The organism is Schaalia sp. 19OD2882 (assembly GCF_018986735.1).
GTDB lineage: Bacteria > Actinomycetota > Actinomycetes > Actinomycetales > Actinomycetaceae > Pauljensenia.
Genome location: NZ_CP065521.1, coordinates 871,080 through 884,198, shown reverse-complemented (window position 1 = coordinate 884,198; position 13,119 = coordinate 871,080). Strand labels below are relative to the sequence as shown.

Annotated in this window: 11 protein-coding genes; 7 read left to right on the top strand and 4 right to left on the bottom strand. The window is 68.6% G+C overall.

Annotation, left to right across the window (positions count from 1 at the left end; genetic code table 11):
- The first annotated feature begins 120 nt into the window (after nucleotides 1-120).
- Complete coding sequence (locus I6B53_RS03910; RefSeq protein ID WP_216764946.1) at nucleotides 121-816, top strand: nucleoside triphosphate pyrophosphatase; 696 nt, start codon at nucleotides 121-123, stop codon at nucleotides 814-816.
- A gap of 25 nt (nucleotides 817-841) precedes the next feature.
- The gene (dapD, locus tag I6B53_RS03905) at nucleotides 842-1,825 is read left to right on the top strand and encodes a 2,3,4,5-tetrahydropyridine-2,6-dicarboxylate N-succinyltransferase (protein WP_216764945.1); all 984 of its coding nucleotides are present in this window, start codon (nucleotides 842-844) and stop codon (nucleotides 1,823-1,825) included.
- 43 nt (nucleotides 1,826-1,868) lie between these two features.
- On the opposite strand, the gene I6B53_RS03900 is transcribed toward dapD, so the two are convergent.
- The 3 genes from I6B53_RS03900 to fdxA all read right to left on the bottom strand — a co-directional run bounded on the left by I6B53_RS03900 (nucleotide 1,869) and on the right by fdxA (nucleotide 4,922).
- Nucleotides 1,869-3,185 (bottom strand): citrate synthase, encoded by a 1,317-nt coding sequence (locus I6B53_RS03900; protein ID WP_216765322.1) that lies wholly within the window; start codon nucleotides 3,183-3,185, stop codon nucleotides 1,869-1,871.
- A gap of 163 nt (nucleotides 3,186-3,348) precedes the next feature.
- The gene (dapC, locus tag I6B53_RS03895) at nucleotides 3,349-4,533 is read right to left on the bottom strand and encodes a succinyldiaminopimelate transaminase (RefSeq protein ID WP_216765321.1); all 1,185 of its coding nucleotides are present in this window, start codon (nucleotides 4,531-4,533) and stop codon (nucleotides 3,349-3,351) included.
- Nucleotides 4,534-4,580: 47 nt separating this feature from the next.
- Nucleotides 4,581-4,922 (bottom strand): ferredoxin, encoded by a 342-nt coding sequence (gene fdxA / locus I6B53_RS03890; RefSeq protein WP_216764944.1) that lies wholly within the window; start codon nucleotides 4,920-4,922, stop codon nucleotides 4,581-4,583.
- A gap of 67 nt (nucleotides 4,923-4,989) precedes the next feature.
- On the opposite strand from fdxA, the gene I6B53_RS03885 reads away from it, so the two are divergent.
- Entirely contained in the window at nucleotides 4,990-5,247 is a 258-nt protein-coding gene (locus tag I6B53_RS03885; protein WP_216764943.1) for a hypothetical protein, read from the top strand.
- Nucleotides 5,248-5,262: 15 nt separating this feature from the next.
- On the opposite strand, the gene typA is transcribed toward I6B53_RS03885, so the two are convergent.
- Entirely contained in the window at nucleotides 5,263-7,182 is a 1,920-nt protein-coding gene (gene typA, locus I6B53_RS03880; protein WP_216764942.1) for a translational GTPase TypA, read from the bottom strand.
- A 222-nt stretch (nucleotides 7,183-7,404) separates the two neighbouring features.
- On the opposite strand from typA, the gene I6B53_RS03875 reads away from it, so the two are divergent.
- From I6B53_RS03875 to I6B53_RS03860, 4 genes are all read left to right on the top strand, one after another.
- Complete coding sequence (locus I6B53_RS03875) at nucleotides 7,405-8,247, top strand: D-hexose-6-phosphate mutarotase (protein ID WP_216764941.1); 843 nt, start codon at nucleotides 7,405-7,407, stop codon at nucleotides 8,245-8,247.
- A 137-nt stretch (nucleotides 8,248-8,384) separates the two neighbouring features.
- On the top strand, nucleotides 8,385-10,946 hold the full coding sequence (locus I6B53_RS03870; protein ID WP_216764940.1) for a bifunctional lysylphosphatidylglycerol flippase/synthetase MprF: 2,562 nt from the start codon (nucleotides 8,385-8,387) through the stop codon (nucleotides 10,944-10,946).
- A complete protein-coding gene (locus I6B53_RS03865) occupies nucleotides 10,939-12,396 on the top strand; it encodes an alpha/beta hydrolase family protein (protein ID WP_216764939.1) in 1,458 nt (485 codons plus the stop codon). Before I6B53_RS03870 ends, I6B53_RS03865 begins: the two co-directional genes overlap by 8 nt.
- Before the next feature lie 88 nt (nucleotides 12,397-12,484).
- Nucleotides 12,485-13,090, top strand: a complete 606-nt coding sequence (locus I6B53_RS03860) for a 1-acyl-sn-glycerol-3-phosphate acyltransferase (RefSeq protein WP_216764938.1) — start codon at nucleotides 12,485-12,487, stop codon at nucleotides 13,088-13,090.
- The last annotated feature ends 29 nt before the right edge of the window (nucleotides 13,091-13,119 follow it).

Genomic DNA, 13,119 nt, shown 5'->3' with positions numbered 1-13,119 from the left:
GAAAGATGTGTCCATCATCACTTCGAATTGTAAGCGATTGTCACATTTTCGTCACATTGTGCGAAGCGCCCTCCGTGAGCCGCCGAGCCCGTACCGTCTCCGGTCTGCGAGAATCGGCCCATGATCCTCGCCCTCGCCTCGAAGTCCCCCGCCAGATCGGCCACCTTGCGTGCCGCAGGGATCACCCCCTCGGTCTTTCCTTCCGATGTGGACGAGGACGCCGTTCTCGCCGCATTCATCGACCGGGCCCGCGCCCGAGGAGAGGCGGCCGGAGCGGCCGAGCAGGTCCAGGTCCTCGCCCGGGCGAAGTTGGAGGAGACATTGACCCACCTGGTCGAGGTCGAGCACGCCCACGTCCCCCACGACAGCACCATGTTCGTCGTCGCCTGCGACTCGATGCTGGACACCGACGGGCAGGTGGTCGGCAAACCCGGCTCCCCCGAAGAGGCGCGTCGGCGAATCCTCGCCATGAGTGGCTCCACAGCGACCTTGTGGACGGGCCACGCGGTGGCGCTCCTGTCGGCCGCCACCGCCCCCGGGGCGCGACGCGAGGTGCTCGCCCGGGCAGGCGCCGCCGCCTCCACCGTGGTGCACTTCGCCGACATGGACCAGGACGAGGTCGACGCCTACGTGGCCACGGGCGAACCGCTGCACGTGGCAGGTTCCTTCACGATCGACGGATTGGGCGGCGCTTTCGTCCGCGGAGTCGAAGGGGATCCTCACAATGTGGTCGGCATCTCCTTGCCGCTGCTGCGTACCCTTGCCCGCGAAGTCGGCGTGACTTGGCACGAACTGTGGGACGCCCACCAGTTCTGAGACAAGAACGCGTAAAGTAGCGGTCATGGAGACGACGACTGCGTGGGGCATCGGCCTTGCCACCGTGACGAATTCAGGACAGACGCTCGACGTCTGGTTTCCCTCCCCGCGCCTCGGGGACAAGCCCGAGGCCGGCGACCCCGAGCTGCTCGAGACCCTGGCCGCCATGCAGCAGGCAGACGAAGCCCGCCGGGTACGCGCCTCGGTGGTCACCTGCGTCGTCGACCTGGACGACCAGCCCCAGTCCACCGCCGACGCGTACCTGCGCCTGCACCTGCTCTCTCACCGCCTGGTGCGCCCCAACACCATCAACCTGGACGGGATCCACTCGCGTCTGCCCAATGTCGTGTGGACCAGCGCCGGCCCCTGCGCGGTCGAGGACTTCGAGGCCACGCGCCTGCGCCTGCGTGCCCACCTGGGCCACCCGGTGACGGCCCACGGAGTCGACAAGTTCCCGCCGATGGTCAACTACGTGGTCCCCTCGGGAGTGCGCATCGCCGAGGGCGCCAAGGTGCGCCTGGGTGCCCACTTGGCAGAGGGCACCTCGGTCATGCACGCCGCTTTCGTCAACTACAACTCCGGGACCCTGGGGCGTTCCATGGTGGAAGGCCGCATCTCGCAAGGAGTCGTCGTCGATGACGGGTCGGACGTGGGTGGTGGAGCCTCCACCATGGGAACCCTCTCGGGCGAGGGACGGACGCGGGTCCGCGTCGGCAAGCGCTGCCTTCTGGGCGCCAATTCCGGTCTGGGCATCCCCTTGGGTGACGACTGCGTGGTGGAAGCCGGCCTGTACCTCACTGCCGGCACGAAGGTGGCGCTCATGCCCAGTGGCGGCGTCATCCCGGGGTCCAACGGCCTGTTCCAGGACCCGCGCATCGTGCCGGCAAGGGCACTTGCAGGCGCCTCGAACGTCCTGTTCCGACGCAATTCCATGTCCGGTCGGGTGGAGGCTCTGGCCCGCGGCGACCGGCCCATCGTCTTTGCCGACACCGACACTCCGGTGGCATGACCCCGCCGGCTTGGAGGGCCACCGGCGGGGCGGCCGCTTGCCCTCAGATCTCCGCGCGGCGCTGACGGAGCCGCATGGGCACGTAGTCGCGCTGGACCTCGCCGACGTAGACCTGGCGCGGACGGCCGATCTTCGTCTCCGGGTCCTCGGTCATCTCCTTGTACTGGGCGATCCAACCGGGAAGGCGCCCCAGGGCGAAGAGCGGGGTGAACATCTTCGTGGGGAAGCCCATGGCGGAGTAGATGAGGCCCGTGTAGAAGTCGACATTCGGGTAGAGCTTGCGCGCCTTGAAGTAGTCGTCCGACAGGGCGATGTCCTCCAGCTCCATGGCGATGTCGAGCAGCTCGTCACGCTTGCCCAGGCGGGACAGGACGTCGTGGGCCGTCTCCTTGACGATGGCCGCACGCGGATCGTAGTTCTTGTAGACGCGGTGCCCGAATCCCATGAGGCGCACCCCGGCCTCCTTGTTCTTCACGCGCTCCACATAGGTCTGCACGCTCTGGCCGGTGGCCCGGATCTCGCGGAGCATGCGCAGGACCGCCTCGTTCGCGCCGCCGTGCAGAGGGCCGGCCAAGGCGCCCACACCTGCGGCCACCGAGGCGTACAGGTTCGCCTGTGAGGAGCCCACCAGACGCACCGTCGAGGTCGAGCAGTTCTGCTCGTGGTCGGCATGCAGGATCAACAGCATGTCCAGGGCGCGCACGATCGCCGGGTCGATGTCGTAGGCTTGGTAGGGCATCCCGAAGGTCATGCGGATGAAGTCCTCGGTGTATCCGCGCTGGTTGTCCGGGTACAGCAGTGGCAGACCGGCGGAGCGCTTGGCGATGTAGCCGATCATGGTCGGGAGTTTCGCGATCAGCAGGACCAGGGCGCGTTCCAGTTGTTCGGCATCGCGCGGGTCCAGGGTTGACTCGTAGTAGGTGGCCAAGCCCGCCACACCCGCCTGGAGGATCGCCATCGGGTGGCCGTTGTGGGGGAAGGCGGTGAAGAAGGCCTTGAAGTCCTCGTGCAGCAGGCGGTGCTTCATCACGCGGCGGATGAAGGCTTCGAGGGTGGGGGCATCAGGCAGTTCCCCGTGGATGAGCAGGTAGGCGACCTCGAGGAAGGATGAGTTCTTCGCAAGCTGTTCGATGGGGTAGCCACGGTAACGCAGGATGCCTTCACCCCCGTCGATGAAGGTGACGGAGGATCGGCACGAGGCCGTGTTGGTGAAGCCGGTGTCCAGGGTGACCAAGTCCGCGTCCGCCATGAGGCGCCCGATGCGCACGCCGTCGGTACCCACGGTGGCGGCTTCGCGGGGCAGGTCCACGCTGGACTCCCCCACGACGAGTTTCGCCGCGGGTGCGGCGGGGGATTCCATGGGCGTCCCGGTGGCGGTGTCGTTCTCGGTTGCGGCCTTGGACATGGTCAGGACCTCCTTGATGATCAGTGCCAATGTCGACCTCGACACTCCAGCACACTGCCCCACCGAATGTGGGACCCTGGTCCCAACTGTAATCCCTGAACCAAAAGTTCGTCAGGGTTCACCACGTTCCGGACAGGCCCTCCTCGATCCGGCGGGCGGCTGCCTCGATGCGCTCGTCAGAGGCGGTCAGCGCGATGCGGACCGCACCGTGGGCGGCCTCGCCGTAGAAGTCGCCCGGGGCCACGAGGATGCCGAGGGCCGCGAAGGCGCGCACCAGCTCCCAGGAGTCCCCTCCCCCACGTGCGAAGACCTGCTCTGCCCCCACGCCTTCCCGGTCGCGCCGCACCCACAGGTACAGTCCGGCCACCGACTCGGGATCATTGACCAGGTCCGTGCGCGACAGGGCCTCCAACAGACGTGCGCGACGCGCCGCATACCGCGCCACCTGCGCCTCCACATGCGCGCGGTCCGCCAGTGCGATGGCCATGGCGTGTTGGACGGGGGCCGGCACCATGAGTCCGGCATGTTTGCGCACCTCGACGGCCGCACGCACCAGGTTCGGGTCGCCGGCCATGAGGGCTCCCCGGTAACCCGCCATGTTCGACTGTTTCGACAGGGAGTACAGCACCAGCAGACCCGTGGGATCGCCCTCGCACACCCCGTCGGACAGCAGGGAGGGCACACCCGTCCGGGTCCACGGAGCCTGCCAGGGCAGGGCCGCGTAGCATTCATCGGCGACCAGGACCGCGCCACGCCCCCGTGCCCAGTCCCGGGCGGCCCGCAGGTGGTCGACGGACAGGACGTGCCCGTCGGGGTTGCCCGGAGAGTTCAGCCACACGAGGGTCGCATCGGGCCAGTCCTCGGGGCGCGTCGGGTCGACGGGAACGGGGGTGGCTCCGGCCAGGCGGGCGCCGATGTCGTAGGTCGGGTAGGCGACCTTCGGGACCAGGACCCTGTCCCCGGGCCCCACGCCGAGAAGACGCGGCAGCAAGGCGACCGCCTCTTTGGAACCGATGGTCGGCACCACCCCGTCGGGTCCGGGGTCGACCATGCCTCGGCTGCGACACCAGGTGCGGATGGCGTCCCGCACCTCCTCGGTGCCGACGACCACCGGGTAGCCGTGGGCGTCGGAGGCCTCGGCCAAGGCCGCGCGGGCCAGGTCCGGGGTGGAATCCACCGGGGTGCCCACCGACAGGTCACAGATGTCGCCCGGGTGGGAAAGGGCCACCTGCTTGTGGGGGGCCAGCAGGTCCCACGGGAAGTCCGGCAGTGCCAGGGCGCGGGGCAGGCGCAAGGGCTCCATCATTTCGCTGTCCTTCCGGGGACGAGGGCGGGGCGGAGATGCGGGTGTCAGGAGTTGGCGTCCAGGTACTCCTGGTTCTGTGGGGGCAAGGCGGCGATCATCGCATCGTCGAAGTCCTGCACTCCGGCTCGCTGGGCGCCGCCGGGCGAGCCCAGGTCGTTGAAGAAGTCGGCATTGGCCCGGTAGTAGTCGGACCACTGCTCGGGCAGGTCGTCCTCGTAGAAGATGGCCTCCGTGGGGCACACGGGCTCGCAGGCACCGCAGTCGACGCATTCCTCCGGGTGGATGTACAAGGACCTGGCACCCTCGTAGATGCAGTCGACGGGGCACTCGTCGACACACGCGCGGTCTTTGACGTCCACGCAGGGCTGCGCGATGACGTAGGTCATTTCCCTTGCTCCTCCCCAACGGGTGCCGGCTCCGCGCCGGCCGGTGAACAGCTCATATTATCCACCCATGGACGATGGCACAGCACCCCCTGCAGGTGGCACCCGCGATCCTGGCGCCCCTGCCCCGCGCCCGCCGTGGCTCGACTGGAGGCCGGGGCAACGGGTGGCGTTGCTGGCGCGCCTGGACGACGGGTTGCACGAGGTGGCCGGTGAGTTGATGCACACGGAACTCAGCCATGTCCTGGTGCAAAAGCGCGATGGCACCCTGGTCCGAGTCGACGCGTGGACGATGGTCACCGGTCGGGCCATCCCGGCAAGGCGGTGACCGGCCCTACGCCCCTCACTTCTGGGCGCGGCGCTGCCGGGCGGCGATCTTGAAACGCTCCTGGGCGTCCAGCACGACCTTGCGCACACGCACAGCCTCCGGAGTGACCTCCACGCATTCGTCGTTGGCGGCGAACTCCAGGGACTCCTCCAGGGTCAGGCGACGCGAAGGAGTGAGGGACTCGTACACGTCGGCAGTGGCGGAGCGCGTGTTCGTCTGCTTCTTCTCGCGGCAGATGTTCACGTCCATGTCCTCGCCGCGCGGGTTCTCACCCACGACCTGCCCCTCGTAGACCTCCGAGCCGGCCTCGACGATGAAAACACCGCGCTCTTGCAGGTTGATCATCGCGTAGGGAGTGGCCTGGCCGGCCCGGTCGGCCACCAAGGATCCGGTCAGGCGCTGCTCGATGGGCCCCATCCACGGGGCGTAGCCCTCGGAGATGGAGCTGGCGATTCCGGTTCCGCGGGTCTCGGTGAGGAAGCGGGTGCGGAATCCGATGAGGCCGCGTGCAGGGACCACGAACTCCAGGCGAATCCACCCGGACCCGTGGTTGGCCATCGTCTCCATGCGTCCCTTGCGCGCCGCCATGAGCTGCGTGACGGCCCCCAGGTACTCCTCGGGAATGTCGATGGTCATACGTTCCATGGGCTCGCAGGTGGCGCCGTCGATCTGCTTGGTGACGACCTGCGGCTTGCCGACGGTCAGTTCGAATCCTTCGCGGCGCATCTGCTCGACCAGGATCGCCAGGGCCAGTTCGCCGCGTCCCTGGACCTCCCAGGCGTCGGGGCGGTCGGTGGGCAGGACCTTGAGGGAGACGTTGCCCACCAGTTCCTTGTCCAGACGGTCCTTGACCTGGCGGGCCGTGACCTTCGCGCCCTTGACACGGCCCGCCATGGGCGAGGTGTTGATGCCGATGGTCATGGAGATCGCCGGGTCGTCGACCGTGATGAGAGGCAGGGGTCGCGGGTCTTCCAGGTCGACCAGGGACTCTCCGATGGTGATGTCCTCGATGCCGGCCACGGCGACGATGTCGCCCGGCTCGGCGGACTCGGCGCTGTGGCGCTCCAGGCCCTCGGTGCGCAGCAGCTCCGAGATGCGCACGGTCTTCAAGGTGCCGTCGTGGCGGGCCAGGCCCACGGTGGAGCCCTTGCGCAGGGTGCCGTTGTGGACACGCAGCAGGGCAAGGCGTCCCAGGAAGGGCGAGGCGTCCAGGTTGGTGACATGCGCCTGCAGGGGTGCGCCCTCCTCGAAGGTGGGGCCGGGGATGCGCTGCAGGATCGTGCGGAACAGGGGCTCCAGGTCCTCGGTCGGCAGGAGTCCGTCGCCAGGATTCGTCAGGGAGGACACCCCGGCCTTGGCGGAGGCGTAGACGACGGGCACGTCCAGAAGCGCGTCCACATCCGCCTCGACACCGTCGTCCATGAGGTCCTCGGCCAAGGAGAGCAACAGGTCGGTGGTCTCCGAGACGACCTCCTCGATGCGCGAGTCCGGTCGGTCCACCTTGTTGACCACGACGACGACGGGCAGCTGGGCCTGCAGGGCCTTGCGCAGGACGAAACGGGTCTGGGGCAGGGGACCTTCGGAGGCGTCGACCAGCAGGACGACGCCGTCAACCATGGACAGGCCACGTTCGACCTCGCCGCCGAAATCCGCGTGGCCGGGGGTGTCGATGACGTTGATGACGACCCCGCCGGTCAGTCCCATCTCCTGGGCGGCAGGCCCGCGGTAGTGGACGGCGGTGTTCTTGGCGAGGATCGTGATGCCCTTTTCGCGCTCCAGATCGCCGGAGTCCATGACCCGCTCGCCGGTCTTGTCCACCGTGTCGCGTTCGGAGAAGACACCGGACTGCCACAGCATCGCGTCCACGAGCGTCGTCTTCCCGTGGTCGACGTGGGCGACGATGGCGACGTTGCGCAGGTCCGGGCGCTGGGGCATGGGGGTCTCCTTCTGGGCACGGAGACCGCCGGCCTGCCGTCCGAGGGGACGAGGGCGGTGCTCCGCGCGACGGTGGGCGTGCTGACTCCAGCGTAGTGCGCCCCTGTGATCCTCCTTGAAGTGACCTCTGCGACATCGGACACGCTCACACTGCACTCGCGCGGCCCCTCCCGACCGGTCGAGGTCTCCTCGCAACCACTTGTCACCACGTAGGATCGGCCCATGGGGACCCCTGATCGGATCAGTTTGGACAATGGTGCATCTGCCGCCACTCTCACCACTTTGGGCGCCCAATTGCTCAGCTGGGCTCCCACGGACGACAAGCCGGTCCTGTGGATGTCCTCCAAGGCGGTCACCGACGGCTCGCGTCCGATCCGTGGTGGAGTCCCCGTGTGTCTTCCGTGGTTCGGACCCGCCTCCCTGTCCGCTGCACCTGTGGAGCCAACCGCCCGGGCGCACGGGTTTGCGCGCATGTCCACGTGGTCGGTCGTCTCCCAGGACGAGGGCGCCGTCGAGTTCGAACTCACCCACGGCCGCGAGGACCACGGTGGAACATTCCCCCACGCGTTCACGGCGACCATGAGCGTCCGGCTGGACGATGCGGATCTGCTCGTGGAACTCACCATGCGAAATGACGACGACCACGACTACCTCGTCGAGGCGGCGCTGCACGCCTACGTGGCCGTCGGCGACCTCAAGGACGTGACCATTGGCGGCCTGGAGGACGCCCAGTACCGTGACCTGCTCGACGGACAGGTCCACACCCAACGCGGCGAAGTCGCCCTCGTCGACAGCACCGACCGCATCTACCGCTCCTGCGCGCCCCTGGTCATCGAGGACCCCCGGTGGCTGCGCCGGATCTGCTTGGAGAAGGACCGCTCCGCCAGCACCATCGTGTGGACCCCGTGGATCTGCGGGGCCCGCGAGATCGCCGACATGGATGACCACGAGTGGATCTCCTTCGTCTGTGTCGAAGCGGGCAACGTGCGCGAGGACGCCATGGAGCTGCCGGTCGGAGCCTCACGCACCATGGCCATTTCCCTGCACGTCGACCCCCTCGACTGATCGGGGCCGGCACTCCCGGCGGCACCCGACCGGGCAAGCACGGACCTGAGCACCGATGGTCACTGGGTAACATGACGTGACAGGCCACGCCATCATGAGCACATGTGAACGGCCCTGTCCGACCTGAAGGAGTTCACGTGAGCGACACTGCGGCCGAGCCCACACGGCCCCGCCACCGCTGGCTGACATCCCTTTCTTCCGCAGGACGACTTCTGGTCAGGTGCGTACGCGGGGCGCCCGCCGCAACCACGCTGGCCGCACTCGCCTTGACGGTTGGCCTGGCCGGAATCCTCGGCCATGCGTCCTGGTACCCGGCGCTGCACACCACAGCCGATCCCCTGGCGCGTCCGTGGGTGGTCGTGACGGCCCTCCTGTGGACTCCCACATGGCACCAACTGGCCGTGGCCGTCCTGGCCATGGTCACCATCGGCGCCCTGGTCGAACACCGTCTGGGCACCGGCACGTGGACTGCGGTGGCGGCCACGTGTTCCGTCGCCGCTCTCGTCATCACTCAGATGATCCTGCTCGTGGCCGACAGCATGCATTGGCTTGACCAGCTCATGACCGCCCCACCCGGCGGAATCGGCCTCGTCCTGGCCGCCGTGGTGGCCGCGTGGGGCCGCACCCTGAACGCATTGGCCCGTCGGCGCGTCCTCGCGGTCGTCCTGCTGTCCACACTGCTGCTCGCGGCGCTCGGAGGCACGGCGAACGCCATGGCACTGTTCATCTCCGCCACACTCGGGGCATTCGTCGCAGGATCGATCCTGCGCTCGGTGCTGGGAATCAGGGAACGCCCCCTGGTGGGAACCCGCCACGAAGGCAGAACCCTGGTGGCACTGCTCATGTCCGTGGTCTCCGTCGGCTCGTTGCTGGCCCTGTGGTACACGCACGCCAACGGGCCGCTCGCCTCCGCACGCCTCGGCCTCGACCCCGGCTACCTCACGGTGGAGTCCCTCATGGACCTGTGTGAGAGGGTCGACCTTGCCACATGCGCCCACGCCATCGACACCCTGCGCACCACCGGAACCGCGCCGATCGCCCTGACGATCATGCCGGTCTTCCTGCAACTCGCTGTGGCAATGGGACTGCTGCGCGGGCGACGGTCCGCCTTCTGGGTGGCGGTCGTCGTGGAATCGGCCCTGGCCGTCTTCGCCTTCGCACGGATCCTGGTGCCTCGGGAGGACTTCATCTTCGAAGGCAATGCCGCCATTGACATCACCTTCGCCAACGACCTTCCCGTCGGCCAACTGGTGGTGCCGGTCCTGCTTCCCCTGACGACGCTGGCAGTGGTCGTGTGGAACAGGCGGTGGTTCCGCGTCAGATCCACGCGCCGCGACCTCGTCTGGGCCGGAGTCGCCCTTGCCACGGTGGCAGTGCTCGGCAGCCTCGTCGCAGTGGTGGGCGGCCTGATGATCCGCAGCCAATTCGTCCCCGCAGCCACGTGGGAGCTGCTTGCCGCCAACTACTGGGCCAGGCTCCTTCCGCCCACCGCCCTGTTCCTCCTCACTCCCCCGCTGCTCCCCTCCTCACCCGCGGCCTTCCTGGTGGTGAACTGGCTTCCGGTCCTCGTGTGGGCGGGGGCGGTCGCCATCCTCCTGCGACTGTTCACCTCCACCCCTGCGGACCTGCAGACCACGGCCTCGGCCACGCAGAACAGGGCCAGAGACATCGTGCGGGCCACCGACGCGGGCACCCTCGGGTGGATGCTCACCTGGCCGGGCAACAGCCGCTGGTTCGCACCCGAGGGCAGGGCGATGATCGCCTACCGCGCGGCCCACGGGGTGGGTCTGACCCTTGCCGACCCTGCCGCATGCACCACGGACTTGGCAGGCACGGTCGAAGCCTTCGCCGAGCACTGCACGGAACACTCGCTGGTACCGGCCCTGTACTCGGTGCACGCCCCCACCGCAGCCCTCGCCCAACGGCTCGGATGGACCAGTGTGCAGGTGGCGGAGGAGGCCCTCATCGACCTGCCTGACCTGGCTTTCACAGGAAAGAAGTTCCAGGACGTGCGCACCGCCCTCAACCGCGCCAAGACGGAGGGCATCGAGGCCCGCTGGACCACATGGCAATCCGCTCCGGCCGGCATGCGCGACCAGATCCGGGCGATCTCGAACCAATGGGTCGCTGAAAAGGCCCTGCCAGAGATGGGCTTCACCCTGGGCGGGCTGACGGAGATCAAGGATGCGGACACCAGGCTCCTCCTGGCCCTCGACAAGGACGGAACCGTCCACGCCGTGACCTCGTGGCTGCCGATTCACCGGCAGGGCCGGCTGATCGGCCTCACCCTGGACGTCATGCGTCGACGCGACTGCTGTTTCCGGCCCGTCGTGGAGTTCCTCATCGGCCGCGCCGCCCTCGACGCCAAGGAAGAAGGCCTGCAGGTCCTGTCCCTGTCGGGGGCTCCCCTTGCCCACTCGGCACCCACTCATGGACCCGACGGCACCCATTCGGCGGCGGCCGAGCGGATCGAACCCCTGCTCGATTCCCTGGGCGCCCTGCTCGAACCGGTCTACGGGTTCCGCTCCCTGCACTTCTTCAAGTCGAAGTTCCAGCCGAGGTTCGAACCCCTGTACCTCGTCGTCCCGGACGTGACCGACCTTCCCGCAGTGGGTGCGGCCATCGCCAAGGCCTACCTGCCCGGTCTGGGACCCGTGGAAACCGCTCGTTTCGCCCAGAAGTTGGTGACCCATGACTGAGGCAATCATCGCGTGGCTGGCGCCCCTGCCACTGATCGTCCCGGACCCGGTGACCTGGTGCGGGGCGGTGTTGGTGGTGCTCGCCCTGGTCTGCTGGTTCCTGTGGACCCGCCACCTGGGGCCCGTCGGCCAGGTCCTGGTTCTCCTCGCCGGCCCGATCGTCGCCCTCCTCGCCTGGGTGGGGGTCGACGTCCTGTGGCGCCCCTTCGCCGACGGGGTCGGGAAAGCGACCTTCACGTGGATCGGGGCCGTGGTGCTCGTGATTGCCGAGATCCTGTCCGGGTGGAGTTCCCAGGTGCGGGCCGCCCGGCGTGCGGGCGACCACAAGGGAGTCGATTCGGCCATGCATCGCAGGACCGCTCGCGGGCTCGGCGTGGGTCGCGGCCTCGGCCTGTTCCTGGTGGGCCTGGCGCTGGCGGTGGTCGCATTCCTCACGGGCGCCGTGGGCGTGAACTCCACCTTTGGCGCCTACCCCACGCTCGGCGCCGTCATGGGCTGGGGGATCAATGCCACGCCCCTGCCCCCCGCAGGCGGCGGGCAGTCCGGAGCCGGCGCCTCCGCCCCCCAGCCCGGGGCCACCGCCGCCTCCCCGCAGTCGGCCGCCAAACCCGCTCGCCCGCAGGGCCCCCTGGCGGCCTCCTGGAAGGCCCCCTCCGGGATGCCTGCCCAAGGCAATGTGTACACCTCCGAGATTCCCGCCTCAGGCGACTTCTCTCCCCGACCGGCATGGATCTACGTCCCGCCCGCCTACCTGAGCGCCACACCCCCGGTACTGCCGGTCCTTGTCCTCATGGCCGGGCAGCCGGGCCAGCCCGGCGACTGGTTCACCATCGGCCGCGTGAAGGAGACGATGGACGCCTGGGCGGCCAACCACCAAGGGTTGGCGCCGGTGGTCGTCGTGGCCGACCCCTTGTCCTCCGACACCGTCAACCCCCTGTGCTCCGACGCGGCGCACGGTGACGTGGCCACCTACCTGCAAAAGGACGTGCCGGCCTGGATCGCCCACAACCTCAAGGTGGACCCGGACCACAGCCGGTGGGCGATCGGCGGCCTGTCGAACGGCGCCACCTGCGCCCTGCAGGTGGCCACCCGCGCGCCGCAGGTCTACACGACAGTGCTGTCCATGTCCGGCGAGGAGCATCCGACCCTCGGCTCCGAGGAACGCACCATCAGTGAAGGATTCGGAGGCGACCGCGCGGCCTACCAGGCCAATGACCCCCTGACCCTGCTGGGCACGCATCGCTACGAGGGCCTGTCCGTCCTGTTCAGCGTGGGCGCGGACGACAGCGAGTACCTGCCGGGAGTCAAGCGCCTGGCCGAGGCGGCACGCGGGGCCGGCATGAGCGTCGAAGAACGCACCTACCCGGGAACCCACTCCTGGCAGGTGTGGACCATGGCCCTTGCCGAGCAGGTCGACTGGCTCGCCGCACGCCTGCAGATCATCGGCTGAAACCCCGACCTGCATTGCCCGGGGCCGCGACCTCGTAATCTGGAAGCACGGCCCACAAGGGCCCCGATCCCCCACCCCAGGAGGCACTGTGCGTGCGCGCCAGTTCATCGCCCGGACCTACCTGCGCTTTTCGCGCTGGACCTTCGTCCACGAACCCCTGCCCGAGCGGGCAATGGTCATCGGTGCCCCACACACGTCGAACTGGGACGGGGTGTTCATGGCCCTGTGCTTCTGGTCGCTGGGGCGTCCTTTCCATTTCCTGGTCAAGGACTCGATCATCCGCAAGCCTCTCTTCGGACCGTGGGTGCGGTGGATCGGCGGAATCGGCGTGGACCGCAGCGCCGGCAGTGGTCTGGTCGACCGCATCGTGCAGCTCTCGCGCGAGGAGTCGCCCTTCACCGTGGTCCTGACTCCGAAGGGGACCCGGTCTGCGCGCCCGTACTGGAAGTCCGGGTTCCACAGGATCGCCACGGGCGCCGACCTGCCCGTCTTCCTGGGCTTCGTCGACCGGTCGACGATGACCTTCGGCTGGGGGCACAGCATCCGTCCGGGCCAGGACCTGCGCGCAGACATGGACCGGATCCGCGCCTTCTACGCGACGAAGTCCGGCTTCCACCCGGAAAAGGCGTCGGTGCCGCGCCTGCGCGCCGAGGACGAGGACGCAGGTGGAGTCGGTGACGCCGGTGCCCGCTGAGGCTTCCCGCCGCCCCACGCCGGAGCCGC

Excerpts from the sequence above, each read along its gene's own strand:
- I6B53_RS03910 (WP_216764946.1), top strand. The coding sequence starts at position 121 with ATGATCCTCGCCCTCGCCTCGAAGTCCCCCGCCAGATCGGCCACCTTG.
- dapD (WP_216764945.1), top strand. The coding sequence starts at position 842 with ATGGAGACGACGACTGCGTGGGGCATCGGCCTTGCCACCGTGACGAAT.
- I6B53_RS03900 (WP_216765322.1), bottom strand. The coding sequence starts at position 3,185 with ATGGAATCCCCCGCCGCACCCGCGGCGAAACTCGTCGTGGGGGAGTCC.
- dapC (WP_216765321.1), bottom strand. The coding sequence starts at position 4,533 with ATGGAGCCCTTGCGCCTGCCCCGCGCCCTGGCACTGCCGGACTTCCCG.
- fdxA (WP_216764944.1), bottom strand. The coding sequence starts at position 4,922 with ATGACCTACGTCATCGCGCAGCCCTGCGTGGACGTCAAAGACCGCGCG.
- I6B53_RS03885 (WP_216764943.1), top strand. The coding sequence starts at position 4,990 with ATGGACGATGGCACAGCACCCCCTGCAGGTGGCACCCGCGATCCTGGC.
- typA (WP_216764942.1), bottom strand. The coding sequence starts at position 7,182 with ATGCCCCAGCGCCCGGACCTGCGCAACGTCGCCATCGTCGCCCACGTC.
- I6B53_RS03875 (WP_216764941.1), top strand. The coding sequence starts at position 7,405 with ATGGGGACCCCTGATCGGATCAGTTTGGACAATGGTGCATCTGCCGCC.
- I6B53_RS03865 (WP_216764939.1), top strand. The coding sequence starts at position 10,939 with ATGACTGAGGCAATCATCGCGTGGCTGGCGCCCCTGCCACTGATCGTC.